Consider the following 25,031-nt stretch of genomic DNA (forward strand, 5'->3'; position numbering starts at 1 on the left):
CGGAGGATACATGGGTAAAATTCGTTCCGCGCTCGTTTATACGGGGCTGGTGCTCGGTGCAATGATCCCGGGACTTGCCGTGCAGGCCGATCCCGCGCCGCTGATCGCGGATCATGCCACCGGCGCGCTGAAGAAGCTGACCCTGACCACCCCGGCACGGCCCCTGGCCGATGTGGCCTGGGACAGCCCGAAGGGCACGGTCCGGCTGGCCGACTACCGGGGCAAATGGGTGCTGCTGAACATCTGGGCGGTCTGGTGCGCCCCCTGCCGCGAAGAGATGCCGACGCTGTCCGCCCTCGAACGCGACCTGGGCGGAGACCATTTCGCCGTGGTGACGCTGGCCTCGGGGCCGAATGCCCCCGAAGCCGTGCAAAAGTTCCTGACCCAGGCGCAATCCTCCAACCTGCCCGCCTTCCAGGATCCGAAGGCGGTGCAGGCCCGCGATGCCGGGATCTTCGGCATGCCGGTGACGATGCTGGTCGATCCCGAGGGCCGCGAGGTCGCCCGCCTGATCGGCGGCGCGGACTGGAGCTCCCAGCAGGCCCGCGCCCTGATCGGCGCGCTCACCTCGGGGTCCTGAGCCCCGCATCTGCCGGAGGCAGATGCAATAATCGTGTGCGCCCGGCACGGGCGCGCCTTTGGATCACGCCGCCTTCAGCGCCGCGCAACGCTCGTGGCAATGGCAGCCCGTCAGGTGGTCGTTGACCAGCCCGCAAGCCTCCATGAAGGCATAGACGATGGTCGGGCCGACAAAGCGGAAGCCCGCCTTGCGCAGATCCTTCGACACCTGTTCCGACAGGGGCGTGGAGGGCGGCACCTCGGCCTGGGTGGCATGGCGCGGCTGCAGCGCCACGCCCTCGACATAGCGCCACAGGAACTGGTCGAAACCGCCCTTCGCCTCGATCTCCTGCCAGGCGCGGGCATTGCCGATGGTGGCCTCGATCTTGCCGCGATGGCGGATGATGCCGGGATCGCCCAGCAGCCGCGTCACCTCCGCCTCGCCCCAGCCGGCGATGACATGGGGGTCGAAGCCCGCGAAGGCGGTGCGGAAATTCTCGCGTTTCTTCAGGATGGTGATCCAGCTCAGCCCGGCCTGGAACCCGTCCAGCACCAGCTTTTCCCACAGCGCCCGGCTGTCGCGCTCCGGCACGCCCCATTCGGTGTCGTGATAGGCCTGGTAGATGGGTTCGGGGCCCGCCCAGGCGCAGCGCGGCAGATCGTCAGAGGTCACGCCTTAACTCCTTCTTGAACATGAGGCGCCATACATGGCGCGGTTCAGGAGGCATGATCCGATGGAGCATGGCAAGGCGAAAGGGGCAGCGGGTCCCGAAGGGCTGAGCGATCCGCTGACGCAGGCCGTCAGGACCCGCGACGCCGAGGTGATGACCCATGTCCGCGCCGCGGTGGACGCCAACGAGATGGCTCTGGCCTTCCAGCCGATCGTGCGCGCCGGGCCCGAGGGGCGGGTCGCCTATTACGAGGGGCTGGTGCGGATCTTCGATCCCAGCGGCCGGATCATCCCTGCGGCCGAGTTCATGGCCGAGGCCGAGATCAGCGAGTTGGGCCGCCAGATCGACTGCATCGCGCTGGAGCTCGGGCTGCGCACGCTGCAGGCCCAGCCGCACCTGCGCCTGGCGATCAACATGTCGGCGCGCTCCATCGGCTATCCGCGCTGGATGCGGACGCTGAAACGCGCGCTGATGCGCGATTCCACCCTCGGCGACCGGCTGATCCTCGAGATCACCGAGCAATCGGCGATGCTGGTGCCCGAGCTGGTGGTGAACTTCATGCGCGACCTGCAACGCCAGGGCATCAGCTTCGCGCTGGACGATTTCGGCGCCGGCTACACCTCGTTCCGCTTTCTGCGCGACTTCTATTTCGACATCCTGAAGATCGACGGTGGCTTCATCCGGGGCATCGCCGACAATCCCGACAACCAGGTGCTGACCCGGGCGCTGATCACCATCGGACAGCAGTTCGACATGTTCACCGTGGCCGAGCGGGTCGAGGATTCGCGCGATGCCGCCTGGCTGACGGAAAACGGCATCCAGTACCTGCAGGGCTATTACTTCGCGGCCCCAACCCTTTATCCGCCCTGGGCCAAACGCCCGGCCTGAGGGCAACCGCGATCACCGGATCGCGACCGATCGCCGCCATGCAACCCGCCACTTTGCGCTTCATTGTCCTAAGGGAACGTGTACGTTAACCCTGAAGACAGGGGCGCGGCCTCCCCGCGCCCGAAAGGTGGAGGACTCCCATGACCAATGTCGTAATCGTCTCCGCGGCGCGCACGCCCGTCGGATCGTTTCTCGGCTCGTTTGCCAACACGCCGGCCCATGACCTTGGCGCTGCCGTCCTGAGCGAGATCGTCGCCCGCGCGGGCATCGACAAATCCGAGGTTTCGGAAACCATCCTGGGTCAGGTGCTGACCGCCGCCCAGGGCCAGAACCCGGCCCGCCAGGCGCATATCAACGCCGGCCTCCCCATCGACTCCGCCGCCTGGAGCATCAACCAGGTCTGCGGCTCGGGCCTGCGCACCGTGGCGCTTGGCGCGCAGCACATCATGCTGGGCGATGCCGCCATCGTCGCCGCCGGTGGCCAGGAGAACATGTCGCTTGCCCCCCATGCCGCCGCCCTGCGCGCCGGTCACAAGATGGGCGACCTGAAATACATCGACACGATGATCAAGGACGGCCTGTGGGATGCCTTCAACGGCTACCACATGGGCCAGACCGCCGAGAATGTCGCCAACCAGTGGCAGATCTCGCGCGAGATGCAGGACGAATTCGCCGTCGCCTCGCAGAACAAGGCCGAGGCCGCCCAGGCCGCCGGCAAGTTCAAGGACGAGATCGTCGCCTTCACCATCAAGGGCCGCAAGGGCGACACCATCGTCGAAGAGGATGAATACATCCGCAAGGGCGCCACGCTGGAAGCCATGCAGAAGCTGCGCCCGGCCTTCACCAAGGACGGCTCGGTCACGGCGGGCAATGCCTCGGGGATCAACGACGGCGCCGCCGCCGTGCTGCTGATGTCCGCCGAAGAGGCCGAGAAGCGCGGCCTTGAGCCGCTGGCGCGCATCGCCTCCTACGCCACCGCGGGCCTTGACCCCTCGATCATGGGCACCGGCCCGATCCCGGCCTCGCGCAAGGCGCTGGCCAAGGCCGGCTGGAAACCCGAGGACCTGGACCTGATCGAAGCGAACGAGGCCTTCGCCGCCCAGGCCTGCGCGGTCAACAAGGACATGGGCTGGGATCCGGCCAAGGTGAACGTGAACGGCGGCGCCATTGCCATCGGTCACCCGATCGGCGCCTCGGGCTGCCGCATCCTGAACACCCTGCTGTTCGAGATGAAGCGCTCGGACGCCAAGAAGGGCCTGGCGACCCTGTGCATCGGCGGCGGGATGGGCGTCGCCATGTGCCTAGAACGGCCCTGATTTTCTGAAGCTCTGCGGCTCCGCGTCACGGCGCGGGGCCGAAACCGGGATGTCATGATCCGGATATCGGACCGTGACAGGAGGGAACGGGGGCCGGCGGATTCGGCCTCTGCCCGGGAACGGACAAGGACTTTTCAACGGGATCCGATCCGAATGCGGACGGACATTTAAGACAGACGAGAGGACAGCACTTATGGCGCGCATTGCATTGGTCACCGGCGGGACCCGCGGAATTGGCGCGGCGATCGGCAAGAAGCTGAAAGCCGACGGCTACGACGTGGCGGCGACCTACATGGGCAACGACGAAGCGGCAGCGGCCTTCACGGCCGAAACCGGGATCGCCACCTACAAATGGGACGTGGGCAATTACGAAAGCTCGGCAGAGGGGATCAAGAAGGTCGAGGCCGAGCTTGGACCGATTGACGTGGTGGTGGCCAATGCCGGGATCACCCGCGACGCTCCCTTCCACAAGATGACGCCGCAACAGTGGACCGATGTCATCAACACCAACCTCAACGGTGTCTTCAACACCGTGCATCCGGCCTGGCCGGGCATGCGCGAACGCAAGTTCGGCCGCGTCATCGTGATCTCTTCGATCAACGGTCAGAAAGGCCAGTTCGGCCAGGCCAACTATGCCGCGACGAAGGCCGGCGACCTCGGGCTGGTGAAATCGCTCGCGCAGGAGGGCGCGCGCTACAACATCACCGCCAATGCGATCTGCCCGGGCTACATCGCCACCGAGATGGTCATGGCCGTGCCCGAAAAGGTACGCGAGGCGATCATCGGCCAGATCCCCACCGGTCGCCTGGGCGAACCCGAGGAGATCGCGCGCATCGTCTCCTTCCTGGCCTCCGAAGATTCGGGCTTCATCAACGGCTCCACCGTCAGCGCCAACGGCGGGCAATTCTTCGTCTGACAGCCGCTCCATTCCGGCCCCGGGCAAACCTGGGTCGAGCGCAACCGATCCGGGCCGCAGACCCCTCTGCGGCCCTTTCGCTTGCCCCGCCCCTGCCCGGTGCGCTACCGGGGCCCGCCGAAGACAGGAGCCCCCATGACCCGTTCCCGCGCCACCCTGATCGGGTTCACCGCCATTCTGCTCTGGGCGCTGCTGGCGCTGTTCACCGTGGGCACCGCGCCGGTGCCGCCGCTGCAGCTCAATGCCATGTGCTTCGGCCTGGGCGGGCTGATCGGGCTGGGCTGGACCGCCGCCACCGGCCAGATCGCGGCCTTCCGGGCACTGCCCCTGCCCGCCTTCCTGCTGGGCACGCTGGGGCTGTTCGGCTACCACGCGCTCTATTTCGCGGCTCTGCGCGCCGCCCCCGCCGCCGAGGCCGGGCTGATCGCCTATCTCTGGCCGCTGCTGATCGTGCTGTTCTCGGGCCTGCTGCCCGGAGAACGCCTGCGCCCGGCGCATCTGCTCGGGGCGATACTGGGTTTCTCCGGCGCCGCGCTGATCATCCTGGGTGGCAGCGGCAGCTATGATCCACAGAACCTGACCGGCTATCTGCTGGCGCTGGCCTGCGCGCTGACCTGGTCGGGCTACTCGGTGCTGTCGCGCCGCTTCGCCCAGGTGCCGACCGCCGCCGTTACGCTGTTCTGCCTGGTCACCGCCCTGCTGTCGCTGCTGCTGCACCTGGCGCTTGAGACCACGGTCTGGCCGCAGGGACGCACGGGCTGGGGCGCGGTGCTGGCGCTCGGCCTCGGCCCGGTGGGCCTTGCCTTCTACACCTGGGACATCGGCGTGAAGCGCGGCGACATCCAGCTGCTGGGCGTCGCCTCCTATGCTGCTCCGCTGCTGTCGACCCTGGCGCTGGTGCTGTGCGGGATCGCTCCGGCCAGCGGCAAGCTGATCATGGCCGCGGCGCTGATCGCCGGCGGCGCCCTGCTGGCCGCCCGGGCCAGCCTGCGTGCCGCGCGGGCAGACCGCGCCCCGCAGGCGCAGCCGCCTGCCTGACGCGCGAGGCGCAAAAGGATGGCCCAAAAGGATGGCGGCGCCCCTGGGGGACGCCGCCTTTTCCTGCCTGCCGGAGGGCCCTTCCGCAGGCCAAGTTCAGATCCCGAGGGAACGTGGGATCATTCAGTGCGCATGAACCGCGGGGGCAATGCGCGAAATCTCTTCCTTCAGACGAAGCTTCTGCTTCTTCAGTGCGGTGACTTCCGCGTTGGGAGTGCCGGGCGACCGCTGCGCCTGATCGACGGCGGCCGAGAGGGATGCGTGCTTTCTCTTGAGTTCTTCCAGGTGCGAACCGAGGCTCATAAGGTCGTCTCCTCTCTGTGAGTGTCGTGAGGTCAGTGCAGCATACTTTTACATTTCTGTCACGCTGCGGCTGCGAGACTGGCAGAAAACCCGTTAATCTCCTGTCAAATGTCGGCTGTTTCTTGCCGTAAGGTAAATAACCGGAACAGCGCGCCCGTCAGCGGTCGAAAACCAGCGCAGCGCCGTCGCGCAGGATGTGCTGCGCGGCCTCGGTATAGTCCTCCCGGTCGCCCTCATGAGTCGCGCTGCGATGCAGCAGCAGCCCCGCATGCAGACGGAACGCGGCCCGCCCGCCCTTGCGCCCGCGCAGCAGCACCAGCTGCGATTCGCGGCCCGGGCGCGGCACCAGCGGCATCAGCTCGATCGAGCCCAGCCGGGCTTCAAAGGCCGCCAGCAGTTCCGGAAGGCGTTCGGCCCGGTGGATGAAGGTGACATGGCCCTTGGGCTTGCAGCGCCGTGCCGCCATCTCGACCCATGTGTCGAGCGGCGTCTCCTCGCCCATGGCGGCCTCGCGATCCTCGGCCTGCGCCGGGGAGGAGGCCGTGCGGCGGAAATACGGCGGGTTGGCGATCACATGGTCGAAGACGCACTGGCGCAGCGCCTCGGGCATCTGCGCCAGGTCCCCCTCGTGGACCGTCATCTCAAGCCCGTTGTCGGCGGCATTGCGGCGGGCCAGCGCCGCATAGGGCGCCTGGCGTTCCAGCCCGGCCAGCACCAGCCCCGGCACCCGCCGCCCGGCACACAGCGCCGCCGTGCCCGCCCCGCAGCCCAGGTCCAGCAGGCTCTCGCCCGCACGCGCCCCGACCGAGGCGGCCAGCAGGACCGGATCGACCCCGGCCCGATAGCCCCGGCGTGGCTGTGACAGGCGCAGCCGGCCATCCAGGAACTTGTCCCGGCTCAGCGCCCCCTCGTCCCAGGGAAAGGACGTCTCAGTCACAGACCGGCAGCCCGTTGTCGGAAAGTACCGTCGCGGCAGCTTCGAAATCGTGATCTGCAACCATCAGACGGCGCGGGAAAATCCCAACTGAACCTTCCAGTACGCTCATATTTACGTCCATTTCAAAGCAGTCTATACCCTCGCCCTGAAGCAATGCCCGGGCAAAGGCCAGCTCTGTCGGATCGGTGGTGCGCAGCAACATCTTCATGCCGTTCAGATAAGGATTGCCCACCCGTTTTGTCGAGACCTAGAAGGGGAGACCGGTTTGGACCAGATCGCAACCAGGCCGCATGACGCCTTGGCCGCCGCGCTCAAACCCGAGCTCGACGCGGTCAACACCCTCATTCATGACAAGATGATCTCGCGTCATGCGCCGCGCATCCCCGAGGTGACGGCCCACCTGATCGACGCCGGCGGCAAGCGCCTGCGCCCGATGCTGAACCTCGCCGCCGCCAAGCTCTGCGGCTACGAGGGGCCCTACCATATCCACCTCGCCGCCACCGTGGAGTTCATCCACACCGCGACGCTGCTGCATGACGACGTGGTCGATGAAAGCAAGCAGCGCCGGGGTCGCCCCACCGCCAACCTGCTCTGGGACAACCAGAGCTCGGTTCTGGTGGGCGACTACCTGTTCGCCCGCGCCTTCGAGGTGATGATCGAGCCCGGCAGCCTGCGCGTGCTGCAGATCCTGGCCTCCGCCTCGGCCACCATCGCCGAGGGCGAGGTGCTGCAGCTGACCGCCGCCCAGGACCTGAAGACCACCGAAGAGACCTACCTGACGGTGGTCCGCGGCAAGACCGCCGCGCTGTTCTCGGCAGCAACCGAAGCCGGCGCCGTGCTGGCCAATGCGCCCGACGAACAGATCAAGGCGCTCTACACCTACGGCGACGCGCTCGGCATCGCGTTCCAGATGGCCGATGACCTGCTCGACTACATGGGCGATGCGGGCCAGACCGGCAAGAACGTCGGCGACGACTTCCGCGAACGCAAGCTGACCCTGCCGGTGATCCGCGCCATCGCCGCCGCCGATGCCGAAGAGCACGCCTTCTGGCAGCGCACCATCGGGCGCGGCAAGCAGGAAGAGGGCGATCTGGAAACCGCGCTGGCGCTCTTTGCCAAGCACGGCACCCTCGACAGCACCCGCGCCACCGCTCTGGAATGGTCGGCAAAGGCGCGCGAGGCGCTTACCGTCTTCCCGGAAGGAGAGCTGCGCACCCTGCTGTCGGATCTGGCGGCCTACGTGGTTTCCCGGATCAACTGATCCGTTTCATCTTTCCCCAAATATGCAAACGCGCGCCCCGACCGGGCGCGCGTTTCGCATTTTGCCCGACGCCTGCCTCAGGGTTGGTCGAACACTCCGGCGACCCGCCCCAGCAGCATGAAGGCGCGTGAGGTGCGGGTATCGGCCATCGCCCGGATCTCCGCATCCGAGGCCTCGGCGCAGAACAGTTCCAGCATGGTGTCGTAGCGGCGCAGGAAGTGGTGCACCGCGTCGCGGAACACCGGGTCCTGCTTCATCCGCTCGGCCACCGTGGCCAGCGCCGCGCGGTCGCGGATGCCGCCCAGGCTGGCCACCTGCCCGGCGCGCTCCCCGGCGGCAAAGCGCCGCCACAGCTCGGGCCGGGCCGGATCCGAGTGCAGGTCATCCATGAAGACGTCGTTCTGGCTCAGCAGGGTCAGCACGTCCTGGGCGGCCCGGATCATCAGACCTGCGGGGCGGTCGGCCATGGCCCGGCGCAGCGCGGCAAAGCCCGCCGCGTCCTCGGCGGTCTCGGGAAAGTTCAGTGCCCGGATGAAATCGTCGCGGCTCAGCGGCGCGGGCCCCGGGGCCTCGTCCAGCGGCAGCGGCGCCTGGGCCTCGGGGCGGGACGGCGGCGCGACGGCAGGCTCCGGCGCCGCGACCAGGGCCTTCAGCTCGGCCTCCAGACGGCGTTGCGCCTGGGCCAGTTCCTCGAGGCGGCGCAGCAGCGTCGCTTCGCGGGCGGCGGCGGCGGATTTCTCGGTGCTGGAGGGGCCGCGCGCCTGGGCGGCGGTCAGCGCTGCCAGCGCCGCGCGCTGGTGGCGCAGCCCGCGCCCCAGCAGCGTCACCGACAGGATCAGCGCGGCGGGCAGGATGACGACCGGGACCGTCGCGGTCATGTCGGAGGTCTTCGGCAGCATCAGGGCAGCGGCCCCTGCCGCCCAGCCCAGCCCAGCGATCAGGCCCAGGGCCTCTGCGGGGATCCAGCTGCGGGGCGGGGGCGGCGTGGCCGCCTCCGCCGTTCGGGTCTGCCTGCTCTCGTCTGCTGCGCTCATCCGGGCCTCCGCGTCACATACCGCGCGGACACCGGGAGGGGGCGCCCGCGATCACTCGTAGACGATAGAGAGCACTTCGTAGGACTTTTCGCCACCCGGCGTCTTCACCTCGACGGAATCGCCCTCTTCCTTGCCGATCAGGGCCCGGGCCAGCGGCGATTTCACGTTCAGCAGGCCGGCCTCGATATTGGCCTCGTACTCGCCGACGATCTGCCAGATCTTCTCTTCGTCGGTGTCCTCGTCGACCAGCGTCACCTTGGCGCCGAACTTGATCGCACCGCGCATGTTCGCAGGGTCGATGACATCGGCCAGGCCCAGGACGCCTTCCAGCTCCTTGATGCGGCCCTCGATGAAGCTCTGCTTCTCGCGGGCCGAGTGGTATTCGGCATTTTCCGACAGGTCACCATGCTCGCGCGCTTCGGCGATCGCCCGGATGATCTCCGGACGCTCCACGGACTTGAGCTGCTTCAGCTCCGCCTCGAGCTTGGCGTAGCCTGCGCGCGTCATCGGTATCTTTTCCATCACGGGCCCCCTTAGGTACGCATAAAGGGGCCGAGCATGGCCCCTTCCCTTGAAATTTATCGTCCGGCTAACTGACCCAAAGCCCCCTCCCATTGCAAGGGCTTTGCGGCCTTTCCGGTGTCACGACGATCCCCCGACCGCCGCCGCACGCCCGCCCCGGCGTCACGTCGCGGACGAAGCAAGGAGCGCCGCCTCCGGCGATGCCGCAGCGCGGCACTTTCACGATACCAAGAGTTGCATTTGCTCTTAACGTCGTTAAGACAATGCCCCAAAGAAACAAAATTACGTCCAGCAAGACCAACGGAGAGACCTTCGCATGTCCGAGATCCAGCGCGAAACTATGGCCTATGACGTCGTCGTCGTGGGTGCCGGCCCGGCCGGCCTCTCGGCCGCCATCCGCCTCAAGCAGCTCGATCCGGACCTCGAGGTCGTGGTGCTGGAGAAGGGCTCGGAGGTCGGTGCCCACATCCTGTCGGGTGCAGTGCTGGATCCCTGCGGTCTGGACGCGCTGATTCCCGACTGGAAGGACAAGGGCGCGCCGCTCAACACTCCGGTGACCGAGGATCACTTCTACATGCTGGGCGAAGCCGGCGAGTCGAAGATCCCGAACTGGCCGATGCCGCCGTTCATGTCCAACCACGGCAACTACATCGTCTCGATGGGCAATGTCTGCCGCTGGATGGCCGAGCAGGCCGAGGAGCTGGGCGTGGAGATCTTCCCCGGCATGGCCTGCTCCGAGCTGGTCTATGGCGAGGACGGCACCGTCAAGGGCGTCGTGGCCGGTGAGTTCGGCAAGAACCCCGACGGCACCCCCGGCCCCGGCTACGAGCCGGGCATGGAGCTGCACGGCAAGTACGTCTTCATCGCCGAGGGCGTGCGCGGCAGCCTCGCCAAGGAGCTGATCGGCAAGTACGACCTGTCGGCCGGCAAGGAGCCGCAGAAGTTCGGCCTCGGCATGAAGGAAATCTGGGAAATCGACCCTGCCAAGCACAAGCCGGGTTCGGTCACCCACACCATGGGCTGGCCGCTGGGCTCGAACGCGGGCGGCGGTTCGTTCATCTACCACCTGGAAAACAACCAGGTCTACGTGGGCTTCGTGGTGCACCTGAACTACAAGAACCCGCACCTCTTCCCCTACATGGAATTCCAGCGCTTCAAGCATCACCCGATGGTGGCCGAGCTGCTGAAGGGCGGCAAGCGCGTCGCCTACGGCGCCCGCGCGATCTCGGAAGGCGGCTTCCAGTCGATGCCGAAGATGGTCGTCCCCGGCGCCGCGATTCTGGGCTGCTCGGTCGGCATGGTCAACGTGCCGCGCATCAAGGGCAACCATAACGCCATGCTCTCGGGCATGGCCGCCGCCGAGGCCGCCTTCGAGGCGATCAAGGCAGGCCGCGAGGGCGACGAGCTGACCAGCTACGAGACCTCGGTGCGCGAAGGCGCCATCGGCAAGGACCTGTGGAAGGTGCGCAACGTCAAGCCGCTGTGGTCCAAGTTCGGCATGTTGGCCTCGACCGCGATCGGCGGTTTCGACATGTGGTGCAACCACCTCGGCTTCTCGGTGCTGGGCACGCTGGGCCATGGCAAGACCGATGCCGAGGCGACCGAACCCGCCGCCAAGCACAAGCCCATCGACTACCCGAAACCCGATGGTGTGCTGTCCTTCGACCGGCTGACCAACGTCTCCTTCGCGGCCACCAACCACGAGGAAAGCCAGCCCTGCCACCTGAAGCTGGCCGATCCGGACCTGCCGGTGAAGCAGAACCTGCCGATCTACGCCGGCCCCTCGGCGCGCTACTGCCCGGCCGGGGTCTACGAATTCGTCGGCGAAGGGGCGGATGTGCGCTTCCAGGTGAACTTCCAGAACTGCGTGCACTGCAAGACCTGCGACATCAAGGACCCGGCCCAGAACATCACCTGGACCACGCCGCAGGGCGGGGATGGCCCGAACTATCCCAACATGTGAGCTTTGACTCTCCGGTCAGTGGAACTTTTCCGCGTCCGGAGAGTTTCTCCTATTACGCGCATTGAAATCTGTGGCGCGCCTGCCCTAGGCTTCGGGAAACCGAATGTCATAGAGGTATCGGCATGTCTCTCCGCAGGCTCTCCGCCCAGGTTTCCGCTCTGGCTCTGGCCATCGCCCTGCCGCTGCAGGTGATGGCCGAGTCCACGGCCCCTGACCGGACCGACACCCCCGTACATGTTCAGGGCTTTCCCACGGCGCCCGGCGTCACCGGCCTTTACCTGACCGCGCAGGTTGCCCTGTCGCGCAACGATTTCGTCTCGGCGGCGGATTTCTACCGCCGTGCGCTCGAGAAGGCGCCGATGAACCCGGTGATCATGGGCCACATGATCGACGCCGAGCTGGCCGGCGGAGAGTTCAGCCGCGCCATCGAGCCCTCGCGCCAGTTGCTGGCCGCCGGGATCACCAGCGACCTGGCGCAGATCGTGCTGATGATGGACGGCGTGCACCAGGGCCACTACGCCGAGGTGATCGACCGGATCGGCGAGACGCCCAGCCTCGGGCCGCTCGGCTCGGGCCTGCTGAAGGCCTGGATGCAGATCGGCGAAGGCGACATGCAGGACGCGCTGGCGCAGTTCGACAGCCTCGGCAAGACCGATGGGCTGGCGCGGTTCGCCGCCTATCACAAGGCCCTGGCCCTGTCCTACATGGGCGATTTCCAGGCCGCCGAGAATATCTACGAGAAACAGAGCGACGGGGGCACCACGATGACCCGCCGCGGCGCCGTCGCCCGGATCGAGACCCTGTCGCAGCTGGGCCGCGACCCCGAGGCGCTGGCGCTGCTGGACCGCCTCTTCGGCGCCGATCTCGACCCCGAGCTGGAGGGGCTGCGCAGCACGCTCGCCTCCGGCAAGACCCTGCCCTACACCACCGTGACCTCGGTCTCCGATGGCGCGGCAGAGGCCTTCTACACCATCGCCGCCGCCCTCCAGAGCGAGCTGCCGCCGCGTGCCACGCTGCTTTATGCCCGCCTCGCCGAGGCCCTGCGCCCCGATCACGTGGAAGCAGTGCTGCTGACCGGTTCGCTGCTTGAAAAGCTGGACCAGCCGGGACTTGCGGCGGCCAGCTACCTGCGGGTGCCGCGCGACAATCCCGCCTTCTACCGCGCCGAGACCGCCCGCGCCGGGGCGCTGAAGGCCGCCGGGCGCAGCGATGCCGCCCGCGACGTGCTGGACCAGCTGGCGACCAGCTATCCCGACGTGCCCGCCGTGCACACCGCGCGCGGCAATTTCTACCGCCAGATCGGCGACCTGCCCGAGGCCCGGCGCAGCTTCGATACCGCCCTGCAGCTTTACGCGGAAACCGACGGGCGGCGCTGGTTCGCGCTTTATGCCCGCGGCATGTGCGAAGAGAAACTGGGCGACTGGCGTGCCGCGCAGCGTGATTTCCGCGCCGCCCTGAAGATCAATCCGAACAATGCCAACCTGCTGAACTACTTCGGCTATTCCATGGTCGAGAAGAAGCAGGACATGACCCAGGCGCTGGCGATGATCGAACAGGCCGTGAAGCTGAACCCTGATGCCGGCTACATCGTCGACAGCCTGGGCTGGGCCTATTTCACCATGGGTCGCGCCCAGGATGCCGTCGCCCCGATGGAACGCGCGGTCGAACTGATGCCGCGCTCGGCCGAGGTGAACGACCACCTGGGCGATGTCTACTGGGCCGTCGGTCGCAAGCTGGAAGCCCGCTTCCAGTGGCGCCGCGCCCTGTCGATGGCCCCCGCCCCCGCCGAAGCCGACCGCATCCACCGCAAGCTGAACGCCGGTCTGGACGCCGTGCTTGCAGAAGAGGCCCGCCCGGTGCATCAGGTCGCGCAGGACTGATCCTGCGAAGACCGAAGGGCACTTCATGACGACGATCGAGGGCACCCCCCGGGGCGCCGGGCTTGAGATCCTGGCCCCTGCCAAGGTCAACCTGGCCTTGCATGTGACCGCACGCCGCGCGGACGGGTATCACGAGCTTGATTCGCTCACCCTTTTCGCCGAGTCCGGGGACCTTCTGACGGTCACCCCCGCTGCCGAAAATGCCCTCGAAATCGGCGGACCGCGCGGGGCCGGACTGCCCGCCGGCGACGATAACCTGTGCCTCAGGGCCGCCCGGATGACCGATTTCCCGGTCTCGGTCAGGCTTGATAAGCGACTTCCCGCCGAAGCCGGGCTGGGTGGCGGCTCTGCCGACGCTGCGGCTGTCCTCAGGGCAATTGCCCGGCTTTCGGGCAGCCCCCTGCCCGCCGGAACCGAACGGCTGGGCGCCGACGTGCCGGTCTGCCTGGCCTCGCGCGCGACCCGGATGCAGGGCATCGGAGAACGCCTGAGCCCCGTGCACGGCCTGCCGCCGCTGGCCGCCGTGCTGGTCAATCCCGGCGTTCCCGTCGCCACACCGCCGGTCTTCAAGGCGCTGGTCTGCCGCGACAATCCTCCGCTTGAGGCCCTGCCCGAAACGCCCTGCGACACGGCCACGCTGATCGCCTGGCTGGCCCGCCAGCGCAACGACCTGGAAGCCCCCGCGATCACCATCGCGCCGGTCATCGCCACCGTGATCGACACCCTTGCCGCCAGTCCCGCATGCCAGCTGGCGCGCATGTCGGGTTCGGGGGCCAGCTGCTTCGGCCTCTACCCCGACAGGGCCGCCTCCGAGGCGGCAGCGGCCAAGATTTCAGCAAAACATCCTGAATGGTGGGTAAAACCGGCCATTCTGCGCTGATCCGCCGATCCCGTCGTCCGAGGCGTTCCGGCCTCTTTGCAGCCCCGCCGAAGTCGCTTAACGGAAAGGGTGATGCAACCACGACGGACCCCCGGCCGATGCCTTATGCCCGCGCCACTTCCCTTTTGCTCCTTCTTGTGCTGGCCGCCTGTGCCGGCACCCCCGGAACCTCTGGCCAGAAGCTGAACTTCGTCGACGACAGCCCGCTCTACCCTAACGAGACCCCGCAGCTGCGTCAGATGATCGAAAAGGCCTCGGCCACCTACGATGTTCCCGTCGATCTCGTGCAAAAAGTGGTGGTGCGCGAAAGCACCCACAATCCCGAAGCCCGCAACGGCCCCTATTACGGCCTGATGCAGATCTCGGCCCCGACCGCGCGGGCCATGGGCTTTGACGGCAAGCCGCGCGACCTCCTGAATGCCCGCACCAACCTGACCTACGCGGTGAAATACCTGCGCGGCGCCTGGCTGCTGGCCGATGGCAGCTACGAACGCGCCGTCAAATGGTACTCTCAGGGCTACTACTACGAGGCCAAGCGCCGCGGCATGCTGGAAGAGACCGGCCTGCGCTAGGCCCCCGATCTGCGTCAGGCCCCAGCCAGCGCCGCCTCGGCCCGGACCAGATCCTCGGGCGTGTTGACGTTGAAGAACGGATCGCCCGCCGCGCCGGGAAACACCGCCCGCACCATCCCCTCGGCCTCGGCAAAGAGGCGCACCTTGCGATGGCCTGCCGCCAGTGCCGCGCGCAGACGCCCCCGCGCCGCCACCGGCCAGAGCCCGCAGGCCGGCTGCACCGAGACCGCGCCATCCGCCCCGCCCAGCGCCGCAAGCGCCCCCGGAGCCCCCGCCAGTTCCGCCGCCAGCCGCAGCCGGGGCGCCAGATCGCCCGGCAGGAAGGGCGTGTCGCCGGGCACGGTGATCACCTGCCCGGCGCCCAGCCCTGCCGCCCAGTCCATCGCTGCCAGCACCCCCGCAAGGGGGCCGGGAAACCCGTCGACGCTGTCGGGCAGAACCGGCAGGGTAAATTCCGCGAAGCGCGCCGGATCGCCATTGGCATTCAGCGCCAGAGACCCCAGCTGCGGCGCCATCCGCGCGATCACATGGGCCAGCAGCGGCTGCCCGGCCAGAGGCCGCAGCGTCTTGTCGCCCGGCCCCATGCGCAGCCCCTGCCCTCCGGCCAGGATGACCCCGGGCGGCGCGCTCATGCGGCCCTCTTGCGGCAGTGCAGAGAGGTTCGGCAGAGGCGGTTGTGCAGCACGGGGAATTGTCTCCTGCAAGGGGAGCGGGTAGCTCCGGATCATGTCAGCCTATGCCCAATCCCCTGCCCCTGCCAGTGCCCGCCGCATCTTCCTGAAAGGTGTCACCGACGGGCTGCCCTTCGTTCTGGTGATCACGCCCTTCGGGCTGCTCTTCGGGGTGGTCGCCACCGAGGCGGGCCTTCAGGTCCACGAGGCGCTGACCTTCTCGGTCGCGGTGATCGCGGGGGCGGCGCAGTTCACCGCCCTGCAACTGCTGCAACACGCCGCCCCGGTGCTGATCGTGCTGGTCTCGGCGCTGACGGTGAACCTGCGGATGGCGATGTATTCGGCCTCTCTCACGCCCTATATCGGCGCGGCGCCGCTGTGGCAGCGGGCGCTGGTGGCCTATCTGCTGGTCGACCAGACCTATGCCTGCGCCGTCACCGCCTACGAGAAGCACCCCGAATGGACGGTGCGTGACCGGCTGGCCTATTTCTTCGGGGTGGCGGCGCCCATCGTGCCGCCCTGGTACCTGCTGACCCTGATCGGCGCCCGGGTGGGCGACACGATCCCGCCGGAATGGTCGCTGGATTTCGCGGTGCCGATCACCTTCATCGCGCTGGTGGCGCCGATGCTGCGCACCCTGCCCCATCTGGCGGCCTGCTTTACCGCCGTGGTGCTGTCGCTGCTGCTGGCCGGGCTGCCCTGGAACCTCGGGCTGCTGGCCGCCGCCCTGCTGGGCATGATGGCGGGCGCCGCCACCGAACGCCACCTGGCCGGAAGGAACCTGCCATGATCGACCATCACGCGCTCTGGATCGTCATCTTCGGCCTCGGCATCGGCAGCTACGCTCTGCGCTTTACCTTCCTTGGCCTGATCGGGGATCGCCAGCTGCCGGAATGGCTGCTGCGCCACCTGCGCTACACCGCCGTGACGGTGCTGCCGGCGCTGGTCGCCCCGCAGGTGCTGTGGCCGGCGGGCACCGGCGGGCAGCTGGATCCCGCCCGCCTGTCGGCGGCCTGCGTGGCGCTGCTGGCCGGTGTCGTCTTCCGCAAGCCGATCGCCGCCATCGCGGCGGGTTTCGCGGCCCTCTACCTGGTGCCGCTGATTACGGGCTGAGCGATCACCCGCGGTAGGGCAGGACCTGCGAGCGCAGGGCCGGATTGCCGCCCGGGGGCGTGAAATCCTCGTAGAAGAGCGTCCCGGCCACGCCGGTCACCGACTGGAACTCGGAGGCCAGGCTGTTGGGGAACCAGGTGCGCCCGATCCCTGCGAACCCCGGCAACTGCGCCAGCACCCCCGAGATCGAATGCGCGCAGCGGGCATCGCCCACCGGGCCTTCGGCGAAGGCCAGCTTCAGCGCCTTCTCGGCCACCTCGGGCGGCACCTGGATGGTCTGGCGCCGGACATGGAAGGTCGGGCGGGCATGCATCCGCTCGTAGGCGCTCAGGAACACCGGGTCGATGCCGACCAGCACGTCGCCTTCCCGGCGGATCTGGGGATGGTGGAAGCTGCCGGCGGGATCGAAGATCACCTGCTGGCTGGCGTTGATCAGCAGCGCCGAATGGGCACCCCGGCCATTGGAATTGTTGTCCACCGTCAGCAGCGTCAAAGAGGTCGGCTGATCGGAATGGTACGGGCCCTTTTCGGGCAGGGCCCGGATCGCAGCCGGGTACTGCACCGTCGGCAGGTGGCGCTGACCGCAGGCGGCAAGGCCGCTCAGCAGCACAAGGCCCGTCAGGACCAGAAGAAGACGTTTCATTCGGAAGGGCCTCCGGTGCCCGGGGAGGAAGGGCGATGCCGGAGCGCACCGCCGGAGACGCTTAACTGTTGACCAGCGCGAGGACCAGCAGGATGGCCACCGCGCCGCCGGCGACCAGCGCCGCCGCCCGCACGAAGCCTTCGAAGGTCCGCTCGTGGGCCTCGATGTTCATGTCACCATGGATATGCCGGGCCATGCCGTGCTCCTTAGCAAGATGGGTTGTTCCGGGAATGATAGTGCGGCGCATGCCAGCTGTCATCTGTTTCGGCAAAAAGCCTTGCGTTTCAGGGTAGAAGAGCCTCCGGACCCAGGGCATAGAGGTCCTGCGCCCCGGCCATGGCGGCGGCCAGATGGCCGGCATGTTCGGGCAGCAGGCGGGCGATGTAGATCCGCGCCAGCGCGGTGCGGGGGCCCGGCGCCGCCTCGCTCCCGGCGGCCTTGAGGTGCAGATGCGCCCCCAGTACCCGGGCAAAGCCCTCCAGATAGGGCACCGCCCCGGCAAAGCGCGCCTGCATGTCGCCCTGCGCCAGCATCCATTCGGTCGCCTCGCGCAGGGTCTCGACGGCCTGCCAGACCGGCTCGGCCAGATCGGGGCGGGTGGCGCGGGCGGCCTCGGCGGCCTCCTGCATTTCCTCGATCAGCGCCAGCGCGGCCTCGCCGCCATCGGCCAGCTTGCGCCCCACCAGATCCATCGCCTGGATGCCGTTCGTGCCCTCGTAGATCGCGGTGACGCGGACATCGCGGTAGAACTGCGCCGCGCCGGTTTCTTCGATGAAGCCCATGCCGCCATGGACCTGCATCCCCTGCTCGGCCACGCGCATTCCGGTGGCGGTGCCGAAAGCCTTGGCAATCGGGGTCAGCAGCGCCGCGCGGGCCGCCCAGAAGGCTCCGTCCTCCCCGGCCTGCGCCAGATCCAGCGCCACGGCGCAGGAAAACCCGATGGCGCGGGCCGCGAACAGGTCCGCCTTCATCTGCGCCAGCATCCGCCGCACATCCGCATGATCCAGGATCGTGCCGGTGCCCCCGGCAACCGGGCTGCGGCCCTGCACCCGCTCGGCCGCATAGGACAGGGCCTTTTGATAGGCGCCCTCGGCCACGCCGATCCCCTGCACCCCGACGCCGAGGCGCGCATTGTTCATCATGGTGAACATCGCCGCCATGCCGCGATGTTCCCCGCCCACCAGCCAGCCCCTCGCCCCCTCGTAGGCCATCACCGCCGTCGGAGAACCATGCAGCCCCATCTTGTGTTCAAGGCTGACCACCCGCAGGGCATTGGCCGTGCCGTCGGGCAGGATCTTGGGCACCAGGAACAGGCTGATGCCCCGGGTTCCCTCTGCCGCACCGGGCAGGCGCGCCAGCACCAGATGGCAGACATTGCCGCCGAAATCGTGATCCCCCCAGGAGATGAAGATCTTCTGGCCGCTGATCGCGTAGGTGCCATCCTCCTGCGGCACGGCCTTCGTGCGCAGCGCCCCCACGTCCGACCCCGCCTGGGGCTCTGTCAGGTTCATCGTCCCGGTCCATTCCCCGGAGATGAGCCTGGGCAGGTACAGCGCCTTCAGCGCGTCATCGGCGTGATGCTCCAGCGCCTCGATCTGGCCCTGGCTCATCAGCGGGTTCAGCTCCAGTGCCAGGCAGGCGCCCGAAAGCATGTCGTTCATCACCGTGGCCAGGGTCAGCGGCAGGCCCATGCCGCCATGCTCCACCGGGGCCGCCATGCCGATCCAGCCGCCCTCGGCCAGCGCGCGGTAGGCCCCGGCATAGCCCTTCGAGGTCACCACCACGCCGTTCTCAAGCCGCGCCGGATCGGTGTCGCCCGCCCGTTGCAGCGGCGCCCAGACCTCATCGGCCAGCTTCGCCAGCTCCGACAGGATCGCCTCGACCAGATCGGGGGTGGCTTCGGCAAAGCGCTCGGTCGCGGCGACGCGGGCGAAATCGACGACATGCTCCAGCAGGAAACGATATTCCTCCACGGGCGCGCGGAATGGCATGGGCTCCTCCCTGGCCAGCTTTGCATCGGCCCGGGCGCTGATGTAAGGCACGGGCCAGATCCTCCGGCAACAGGCTAGCCGCGCCCTGCCCGCCGGCCCAGAAAAACGCGGCGTCACAGCAAAGGCGCACCCATGTCCCCCGAGACCCCCTCCCGCAAGACCGAGCTTCTGTCGGCGGATGATGCCGGTATCGCGCGTGCGGCAGAGCTGCTGAGGCAGGCCGAGCTGGTCGCCATGCCGACCGAGACGGTCTACGGGCTGGCCGGCGATGCGTCCTCGGATACGGCGGTTGCGGGGATCTACGCGGCCAAGGGACGGCCCAGCTTCAACCCCCTGATCGCCCATGTGGCCGATCTGGACGCCGCCGAGGCGCTGGTCGACATCCCGGCCGCCGCCCGCGTTCTGGCGCAGGCCTTCTGGCCCGGTCCGATGACACTGGTGATGCCGCTGAAACCCGGCGCGAAAGTGTCACCGCTGGTGACGGCGGGGCTTCCGACACTGGCGATCCGCATCCCCGGCCACCCGGTGGCGCGGCGCCTGCTGAAGGCCTTCGGCGGCGCGCTGGCCGCGCCCTCCGCCAACCCCTCGGGGCGGATCAGCCCGACCGAACCCAACCATGTGCTGGCCGGCCTCTCCGGGCGGATCGCGGCGGTGCTGGACGGCGGCGCCTGCGGCGTGGGGGTGGAATCGACGATCCTGGCGGTCGCCGCCGACGGCACGCTGCGCCTGCTGCGCCCCGGCGGGCTGAGCGCCGAGGAGGTGCAGGAGAAGACCGGCCTGCCGGTGCTGGCCAACACCGCCACCGGGATCGAGGCGCCGGGTCAGATGACCTCTCACTACGCGCCGAAGGGCACCATGCGGCTGAATGCCGACACCGTGGCCCCGGACGAGGTGCTGCTGGGCTTCGGGCCGGTCCGCACGGACTGGAATCTCTCGCCTGCGGGCAACCTGCCCGAGGCGGCGGCGAACCTGTTCCGGATGATGCATGGCCTGGACCGCGCCGGGGTGGCAAAGATCGCCGTCTCGCCGATCCCGGAAACCGGCATCGGGCTTGCGATCAACGACCGCCTGCGCCGCGCCGCCGCCCCCCGGGACTGAGCGTTCCGGCGGCGGGCACCCTTCAGGCACGCCCGGCGGCGGGAATTCCTCAGGCGCGCCCGGCGGCGGGAATTCCTCAGGCGCGCCCGGCTGCGGGAATTCCTCAGGCGCGCCCGGCTGCGGGCGACAACAGCAGCGGGTTGATGCCCTGCGCGGTCATCGACATGCCCCATTTCTGCGCATTCTCGCGGTCGAAGATCAGCTCCTGCGTCGGGTCCCCGATCAGCCAGCCGTTCTCGCCCAGCTCGGCCTCCAGCTGGCCGGGCGCCCAGCCGCAATAGCCCAGCATCATCATCGAGCGCGCAGGCCCCCGCCCCTCGGCAATATCCTCGAGAATATCCAGCGTCGCCGTCATCGACAGTTCGTCCGAGATCGGCAGGGTCGAGACCGAGCCCTTGTATTCCGACGAATGCAGCACGAAGCCGCGCTCGCGCTCCACCGGGCCGCCGGAATGCACGGCCCGCTCGGCCATCTTGCGCGGCACGTCGATCGACAGCTGGTCGCAAAGCGCCCCCAGCGTGACCTGGCCGGCATGGCGGTTGATCATCAGGCCCATGGCCCCGTCGTCGCCATGGGCGCAGATCAGGATGACCGAATGTTCGAATCGGCTGTCCCCGATGCCCGGCATGGCAATCAGGATCTGTCCGGTGAGGTTGAGCTGGTCCTGCACGTTGTCCCTCCTTTGAACGGGGCCGTTTCGGCGCCGGTCGGGCCGGGCCTTGGCGCGGCGCCTGCACGGCACCACCCTTCAAAGGTGAGGTCTGTCGTGCCGCCTGACAAGGCGCCAGATGCGCACCGTGACAATTTCGACGATTGTGTCATCCGGTTCGAGGCTTTGTGAATTGGCTTTTAACCGCTCTGCCTTCATCTGTTTCGCGATGAAAACGCTTCTCGCTCGCCTTTGCCTTGCCGGTCTGGCCGCCCTCGGATCCGTTCCGGTCGCGCAGGCCAATCCCTATGCCGAATACCTGGTTGCCCAGATCCTGCCCGGCTGGCGGCAGGGCGACGGAGAGCATATCGCCGGGCTTGAGCTGACGCTGGCCCATGGCTGGAAGACCTATTGGCGCAGCCCCGGCAGCGCCGGCATCCCGCCGCGCTTCGACTGGTCGGGCTCGGACAACGTGAAAAGCCTGCAGATCGTCTGGCCGAAACCCGTGGTCTTCGACTGGGACGGGCTGCGCTCCATCGGCTACAAGGATCACGTGGTGCTGCCGCTTCAGGTGGTGCCGAAGGACCCCAGCCAGCCGGTGCGCCTGCAGGGAGAGATCAACCTGGGCATCTGCGAGGCCGTCTGCGTGCCGCTGGACGTCCATGTCGTCGCCACCCTGCCCGCCGAGGCCGGGCACCGCGATCCGCCGATTGCCGCAGCCCTGGCCGGGCGCCCCTATTCCGCGCGCGAGGCCCGGCTGACCCGGGTCACCTGCACGCTGAAGCCGCTTCAGGACAAGGGCCAGCCCGACGGGGCAGAGCTTGTCGCGCGGCTGACCATGCCCTCGGCCGGCGGTTCCGAGGTCGCGGTGTTCGAACCGAACCTGCCCGATGTCGCCGTTTCGGATGCCCGCAGTGCCCGGCAGGGCGATGTTCTGGTGGTGCGCGCCCGGCTGCAATCGGGCGACAAGGGCGGCGCGCTGCTGGACCGTTCGCGGCTGAAGATCACCGTGCTGGGATCGAAATACGCGGTCGAGGTACAGGGCTGCGCGGCGCCCTGAGCGCCTACTTGCGGCGCAGGTGCTCGTCCAGGCGCGGCAGGATCTCGACGAAGTTGCACGGCGCGTGGCGATAATCGAGCTGCTTCACCAGGATCTCGTCCCAGGCATCCTTGCAGGCGCCGGTGCTGCCCGGCAGGGCGAACAGGTAGGTGCCCCCGGCAACGCCCCCGGTGGCGCGGCTCTGCACCGCAGAGGTGCCGATCTTCTGCATGGAAACGATGGTGAAGACCGTGGCGAAGGCGTCGATCTCCTTCTCGTAGACATCGCGATGCGCCTCGACGGTCACGTCGCGCCCGGTCAGCCCGGTGCCGCCGGTGGAAATCACCACGTCGATCTGGGGATCGGCGACCCAGGCGCGCAGCTGGTCGGCGATCTGGATGCGCTCATCCGGCAGGATCTGGCGCGCGGCCAGCAGGTGCCCGGCCCCCTCGATCCGCGCGACCAGCGTGTCGCCCGAGCGGTCGTCCGCAAGCGTGCGGGTGTCGGACACCGTCAGCACCGCGATGCGCACGGGAAGGAAGGGGCGTTCGGACATCGGGACGGCCATGGGGATCAGCTCCGTTGCAGGAAGAGAAGGCGGAGCGCGAGGCCCGCGAAGATCAGCGCCGAGAGGCGGCGCAGCCAGCGCCCGCCCCCGCCCGAGACCCGCGCCTGAAGCGCCCCGGCCAGCGATCCGGCAACGCCGTTGACGACCAGCCCGCCCAGCGAGAGCACGGCGCCGAAGCACAGGAACTGCGCCAGAAGGGGGCGCGCGGGATCGACGAATTGCGGCACGAAGGCCAGGATGAACAGGATCACCTTCGGGTTGGTCAGGTTGACCAGCAGCCCGTCGCGGAAGGGCCGCGCGGCCCGTGGCGCCGCCGCCCCCGCCCCGTCCGAGCGCAGGATCTGCACCGCCATCCACAGCAGGTAGCCCGCGCCCAGCCAGCGGATCGCCAGCAGGGCCTGGGGATGGGCGGCCACCAGCGCCCCCAGCCCGATGCCGGCGATGCTGGCATGGATCAGGCCGCCGGTGGCAACGCCGGCGCTGGCCTTCCAGGCCGCCCCGGGGCCGTCACGCAGCCCCTGGCCGATGCAGAACAGCATGTCGGCGCCCGGCGTCAGGTTCAGCGCCAGCGCGGCGGGCACGAAGGTCAGCAGGACCAGCAGATCCACCGGCATTCTCAGCCGAGTCCGTCCAGATGGGCGCGGATTTCAAGCAGGTCGGACCAGGCCTCGCGCTTGGCATGGGGCTGGCGCAGCAGGTAGGCGGGGTGGGTCATCGGCAGCGCGGGGATGCCGAAGGCCTTGGTCCAGTGGCCGCGCAGCTTCAGGATGCCGCGCTTGTTCAGCGCCGCCTGGCAGGAAATGTTGCCCATCAGGATCAGCACCTCGGGCCTGGCAAGCGCGATGTGACGCTGCACGAAGGGCAGCATCATGGCGATTTCCTCGGGTCGGGGATCGCGGTTCTGAGGCGGTCTCCAGGGCATCACGTTGGTGATGTAGAAGGCATTGTCCGGCGTCTCGCCGTCGCGTGACAGGCCGATGGCGGCGAACATCCGGTCCAGAAGCTGACCGGCACGGCCCACGAAGGGACGCCCCTCGCGGTCCTCGTCGCGCCCCGGCGCCTCGCCGAGGATCATCACCTTCGCGCCCGGCAGGCCGTCGCAGAAGACCGTGTGGCGCGCGCCCTGGCGCAGTTCGCAATGTTCATAGGCGGTGATCGCCGCGCGCAGCTCTTCCAGCGTGCTCGCGCCCTGGGCCGCCGCCTGCGCGACCTCCACGGGGTCCAGCTCGTGCCGGATCACGGCGGGGGCGGCCGGTGCTGCGGGGCGCGGGGCGCGCGCCGCCTGGGACGCGACGAAACGGTCCACCGGGGTGTCCCCGATGCACTCGTCCACGCCCATGTCGAGCTGCCATTCCAGCAGCGCCCGGGCCAGGTGCCAGTCTTCAGCCGATTCCATGGCGCCACCCTATCGCCCGGCGCGCCCGAGCGCACGCCTCACCTTGCCGCCCGCCCCCGCCCCGGCCTATAAGCGCCCCGTATCCAGGAACCGGGGAGTCCACCATGACCTTTCGCCAGACCCACCTGCTGGGAATCGAACAGCTTGCCCCGGATGAAATCACCACCGTGCTGGACCTCGCGGACGAATACGTCGCGCTGAACCGCTCGCACGACAAGCACGGCGATGCGCTGAAGGGCCTGACCCAGGTCAACATGTTCTTCGAGAACTCGACCCGCACCCAGTCCAGCTTTGAGCTGGCCGGGCGGCGGCTGGGCGCCGACGTGATGAACATGTCGATGCAGGCGTCGTCGATCAAGAAGGGCGAGACGCTGATCGACACCGCCATGACGATCAACGCCATGCACCCCGATCTGCTGGTGGTGCGCCATCCCCATTCCGGCGCGGTCGAGATGCTGTCCCAGAAGGTCAACTGCGCGGTGCTGAACGCCGGGGACGGCAAGCACGAACACCCGACCCAGGCCCTGCTGGACGCGCTGACCATCCGGCGCGCCAAGGGCCGCCTGCACCGGCTCAACATCGCGATCTGCGGCGACATCGCCCACAGCCGCGTGGCGCGTTCGAACCTGCTGCTGCTGCACAAGATGGAGAACCGCATCCGCCTGGTCGGCCCCACCACCCTGGTTCCCGGCGCCTTCGCAGAGCTGGGCTGCGAGGTCTACGACGACATGAAGGAAGGCCTGAAGGATGTCGACGTGGTGATGATGCTGCGGCTCCAGAAGGAACGCATGGACGGCGGCTTCATCCCGTCCGAGCGCGAATACTACCACCGCTACGGCCTCGATGCCGAGAAGCTGGCCTTTGCCAAGGAAGACGCCATCGTCATGCACCCCGGCCCGATGAACCGCGGGGTCGAGATCGACGGCACCATCGCCGACGACATCAACCGCTCGGTCATCCAGGATCAGGTGGAGATGGGCGTGGCCGTGCGCATGGCCGCGATGGACCTGCTTGCCCGCAATCTGCGCGAGCGGCGCGCCGCCTGAGCGGGAAACGGCCCGGAACGCTGGATTCCCGCTGGACCCGGGCCGGTTCGCGCTACCATCGACGTCATGGTGGACGCG

Annotated in this window: 29 protein-coding genes; 15 read left to right on the plus strand and 14 right to left on the minus strand. The window is 68.3% G+C overall.

Annotated elements, in window-relative coordinates; all coding sequences use genetic code 11:
- The first annotated feature begins 10 nt into the window (after positions 1-10).
- The gene (locus tag KM176_RS13255; RefSeq protein WP_160894217.1) at positions 11-580 is read left to right on the plus strand and encodes a TlpA disulfide reductase family protein; all 570 of its coding nucleotides are present in this window, start codon (positions 11-13) and stop codon (positions 578-580) included.
- Between the two features lie 63 nt (positions 581-643).
- On the opposite strand, the gene KM176_RS13260 is transcribed toward KM176_RS13255, so the two are convergent.
- Positions 644-1,216 carry a DNA-3-methyladenine glycosylase I gene (locus KM176_RS13260; protein WP_160894280.1) on the minus strand — a complete coding sequence of 191 codons (573 nt, stop codon included), beginning with the start codon at positions 1,214-1,216 and terminating at the stop codon, positions 644-646.
- 76 nt (positions 1,217-1,292) lie between these two features.
- On the opposite strand from KM176_RS13260, the gene KM176_RS13265 reads away from it, so the two are divergent.
- The 4 genes from KM176_RS13265 (at position 1,293) to yddG (ending at position 5,387) form a co-directional block, all read left to right on the plus strand.
- Positions 1,293-2,117 carry an EAL domain-containing protein gene (locus KM176_RS13265; protein ID WP_160894215.1) on the plus strand — a complete coding sequence of 275 codons (825 nt, stop codon included), beginning with the start codon at positions 1,293-1,295 and terminating at the stop codon, positions 2,115-2,117.
- Between the two features lie 140 nt (positions 2,118-2,257).
- Positions 2,258-3,433 carry an acetyl-CoA C-acetyltransferase gene (locus KM176_RS13270; RefSeq protein ID WP_160894213.1) on the plus strand — a complete coding sequence of 392 codons (1,176 nt, stop codon included), beginning with the start codon at positions 2,258-2,260 and terminating at the stop codon, positions 3,431-3,433.
- 193 nt (positions 3,434-3,626) lie between these two features.
- Positions 3,627-4,349 (plus strand): acetoacetyl-CoA reductase, encoded by a 723-nt coding sequence (gene phbB / locus KM176_RS13275; protein WP_160894211.1) that lies wholly within the window; start codon positions 3,627-3,629, stop codon positions 4,347-4,349.
- Between the two features lie 135 nt (positions 4,350-4,484).
- Positions 4,485-5,387: an aromatic amino acid exporter YddG gene (gene yddG / locus KM176_RS13280; protein ID WP_160894209.1), complete on the plus strand. Its 903-nt coding sequence runs from the start codon at positions 4,485-4,487 to the stop codon at positions 5,385-5,387.
- A 123-nt stretch (positions 5,388-5,510) separates the two neighbouring features.
- On the opposite strand, the gene KM176_RS13285 is transcribed toward yddG, so the two are convergent.
- The 3 genes from KM176_RS13285 to KM176_RS13295 all read right to left on the minus strand — a co-directional run bounded on the left by KM176_RS13285 (position 5,511) and on the right by KM176_RS13295 (position 6,835).
- Positions 5,511-5,690, minus strand: a complete 180-nt coding sequence (locus KM176_RS13285; RefSeq protein ID WP_160894207.1) for a YdcH family protein — start codon at positions 5,688-5,690, stop codon at positions 5,511-5,513.
- Between the two features lie 157 nt (positions 5,691-5,847).
- On the minus strand, positions 5,848-6,627 hold the full coding sequence (locus KM176_RS13290; protein ID WP_311136153.1) for a tRNA1(Val) (adenine(37)-N6)-methyltransferase: 780 nt from the start codon (positions 6,625-6,627) through the stop codon (positions 5,848-5,850).
- Positions 6,620-6,835: a putative signal transducing protein gene (locus tag KM176_RS13295; RefSeq protein WP_160894205.1), complete on the minus strand. Its 216-nt coding sequence runs from the start codon at positions 6,833-6,835 to the stop codon at positions 6,620-6,622. The genes KM176_RS13290 and KM176_RS13295 overlap by 8 nt, the downstream gene beginning before the upstream one ends.
- A 57-nt stretch (positions 6,836-6,892) precedes the next feature.
- Here KM176_RS13295 and KM176_RS13300 point away from each other — a divergent pair, with 57 nt between their 5' ends.
- Positions 6,893-7,888 carry a polyprenyl synthetase family protein gene (locus tag KM176_RS13300; protein ID WP_160894204.1) on the plus strand — a complete coding sequence of 332 codons (996 nt, stop codon included), beginning with the start codon at positions 6,893-6,895 and terminating at the stop codon, positions 7,886-7,888.
- 77 nt (positions 7,889-7,965) lie between these two features.
- On the opposite strand, the gene KM176_RS13305 is transcribed toward KM176_RS13300, so the two are convergent.
- Together KM176_RS13305 and greA are read right to left on the minus strand one after the other, a co-directional pair.
- Positions 7,966-8,922, minus strand: a complete 957-nt coding sequence (locus tag KM176_RS13305) for a hypothetical protein (protein ID WP_160894202.1) — start codon at positions 8,920-8,922, stop codon at positions 7,966-7,968.
- 51 nt (positions 8,923-8,973) lie between these two features.
- Positions 8,974-9,444 carry a transcription elongation factor GreA gene (gene greA / locus KM176_RS13310; RefSeq protein WP_160894200.1) on the minus strand — a complete coding sequence of 157 codons (471 nt, stop codon included), beginning with the start codon at positions 9,442-9,444 and terminating at the stop codon, positions 8,974-8,976.
- Positions 9,445-9,760: 316 nt separating this feature from the next.
- On the opposite strand from greA, the gene KM176_RS13315 reads away from it, so the two are divergent.
- From KM176_RS13315 to KM176_RS13330, 4 genes are all read left to right on the plus strand, one after another.
- Entirely contained in the window at positions 9,761-11,407 is a 1,647-nt protein-coding gene (locus KM176_RS13315; RefSeq protein ID WP_160894198.1) for an electron transfer flavoprotein-ubiquinone oxidoreductase, read from the plus strand.
- Positions 11,408-11,529: 122 nt separating this feature from the next.
- The gene (locus KM176_RS13320) at positions 11,530-13,287 is read left to right on the plus strand and encodes a tetratricopeptide repeat protein (RefSeq protein WP_160894196.1); all 1,758 of its coding nucleotides are present in this window, start codon (positions 11,530-11,532) and stop codon (positions 13,285-13,287) included.
- A 25-nt stretch (positions 13,288-13,312) separates the two neighbouring features.
- Entirely contained in the window at positions 13,313-14,167 is an 855-nt protein-coding gene (locus KM176_RS13325; RefSeq protein ID WP_160894194.1) for a 4-(cytidine 5'-diphospho)-2-C-methyl-D-erythritol kinase, read from the plus strand.
- A gap of 98 nt (positions 14,168-14,265) precedes the next feature.
- Positions 14,266-14,739: a lytic transglycosylase domain-containing protein gene (locus KM176_RS13330; RefSeq protein WP_160894192.1), complete on the plus strand. Its 474-nt coding sequence runs from the start codon at positions 14,266-14,268 to the stop codon at positions 14,737-14,739.
- Positions 14,740-14,753: 14 nt separating this feature from the next.
- On the opposite strand, the gene mobA is transcribed toward KM176_RS13330, so the two are convergent.
- Complete coding sequence (gene mobA / locus KM176_RS13335; protein WP_160894190.1) at positions 14,754-15,371, minus strand: molybdenum cofactor guanylyltransferase MobA; 618 nt, start codon at positions 15,369-15,371, stop codon at positions 14,754-14,756.
- Positions 15,372-15,465: 94 nt separating this feature from the next.
- Here mobA and KM176_RS13340 point away from each other — a divergent pair, with 94 nt between their 5' ends.
- Together KM176_RS13340 and KM176_RS13345 are read left to right on the plus strand one after the other, a co-directional pair.
- A complete protein-coding gene (locus KM176_RS13340) occupies positions 15,466-16,200 on the plus strand; it encodes an AzlC family ABC transporter permease (protein WP_160894188.1) in 735 nt (244 codons plus the stop codon).
- Positions 16,197-16,523, plus strand: a complete 327-nt coding sequence (locus tag KM176_RS13345) for an AzlD domain-containing protein (RefSeq protein WP_160894186.1) — start codon at positions 16,197-16,199, stop codon at positions 16,521-16,523. Before KM176_RS13340 ends, KM176_RS13345 begins: the two co-directional genes overlap by 4 nt.
- A 4-nt stretch (positions 16,524-16,527) precedes the next feature.
- On the opposite strand, the gene KM176_RS13350 is transcribed toward KM176_RS13345, so the two are convergent.
- From KM176_RS13350 to KM176_RS13360, 3 genes are all read right to left on the minus strand, one after another.
- On the minus strand, positions 16,528-17,166 hold the full coding sequence (locus KM176_RS13350) for a hypothetical protein (protein WP_160894184.1): 639 nt from the start codon (positions 17,164-17,166) through the stop codon (positions 16,528-16,530).
- A 61-nt stretch (positions 17,167-17,227) separates the two neighbouring features.
- Entirely contained in the window at positions 17,228-17,362 is a 135-nt protein-coding gene (locus tag KM176_RS13355; protein WP_160894182.1) for an aa3-type cytochrome c oxidase subunit IV, read from the minus strand.
- Positions 17,363-17,450: 88 nt separating this feature from the next.
- Positions 17,451-19,157: an acyl-CoA dehydrogenase gene (locus KM176_RS13360; RefSeq protein WP_160894180.1), complete on the minus strand. Its 1,707-nt coding sequence runs from the start codon at positions 19,155-19,157 to the stop codon at positions 17,451-17,453.
- A 132-nt stretch (positions 19,158-19,289) separates the two neighbouring features.
- Here KM176_RS13360 and KM176_RS13365 point away from each other — a divergent pair, with 132 nt between their 5' ends.
- On the plus strand, positions 19,290-20,255 hold the full coding sequence (locus KM176_RS13365; RefSeq protein ID WP_160894178.1) for an L-threonylcarbamoyladenylate synthase: 966 nt from the start codon (positions 19,290-19,292) through the stop codon (positions 20,253-20,255).
- A gap of 103 nt (positions 20,256-20,358) precedes the next feature.
- Here the strand turns inward: KM176_RS13365 and KM176_RS13370 are convergent, their stop codons facing one another.
- Positions 20,359-20,925: a YqgE/AlgH family protein gene (locus KM176_RS13370; RefSeq protein WP_160894176.1), complete on the minus strand. Its 567-nt coding sequence runs from the start codon at positions 20,923-20,925 to the stop codon at positions 20,359-20,361.
- A gap of 208 nt (positions 20,926-21,133) precedes the next feature.
- Between KM176_RS13370 and KM176_RS13375 the strand changes: the two genes are divergently transcribed.
- The gene (locus KM176_RS13375) at positions 21,134-21,964 is read left to right on the plus strand and encodes a protein-disulfide reductase DsbD domain-containing protein (protein WP_160894174.1); all 831 of its coding nucleotides are present in this window, start codon (positions 21,134-21,136) and stop codon (positions 21,962-21,964) included.
- A 4-nt stretch (positions 21,965-21,968) separates the two neighbouring features.
- On the opposite strand, the gene moaB is transcribed toward KM176_RS13375, so the two are convergent.
- From moaB to KM176_RS13390, 3 genes are read right to left on the minus strand one after another with little or no spacing between them, the layout of a single operon-like run.
- Complete coding sequence (moaB, locus tag KM176_RS13380; protein WP_160894172.1) at positions 21,969-22,511, minus strand: molybdenum cofactor biosynthesis protein B; 543 nt, start codon at positions 22,509-22,511, stop codon at positions 21,969-21,971.
- A gap of 5 nt (positions 22,512-22,516) precedes the next feature.
- Positions 22,517-23,125 (minus strand): LysE family translocator, encoded by a 609-nt coding sequence (locus KM176_RS13385; protein WP_160894170.1) that lies wholly within the window; start codon positions 23,123-23,125, stop codon positions 22,517-22,519.
- A gap of 2 nt (positions 23,126-23,127) precedes the next feature.
- Positions 23,128-23,907, minus strand: coding sequence for a uracil-DNA glycosylase (locus KM176_RS13390; protein ID WP_160894168.1), 780 nt, complete (start codon positions 23,905-23,907; stop codon positions 23,128-23,130).
- Between the two features lie 104 nt (positions 23,908-24,011).
- On the opposite strand from KM176_RS13390, the gene KM176_RS13395 reads away from it, so the two are divergent.
- Positions 24,012-24,953, plus strand: coding sequence for an aspartate carbamoyltransferase catalytic subunit (locus KM176_RS13395; RefSeq protein ID WP_160894166.1), 942 nt, complete (start codon positions 24,012-24,014; stop codon positions 24,951-24,953).
- Positions 24,954-25,031 lie beyond the last annotated feature (78 nt).

The organism is Pseudooceanicola endophyticus (assembly GCF_018760365.1).
GTDB classification, from domain to species: domain Bacteria; phylum Pseudomonadota; class Alphaproteobacteria; order Rhodobacterales; family Rhodobacteraceae; genus Pseudooceanicola; species Pseudooceanicola endophyticus.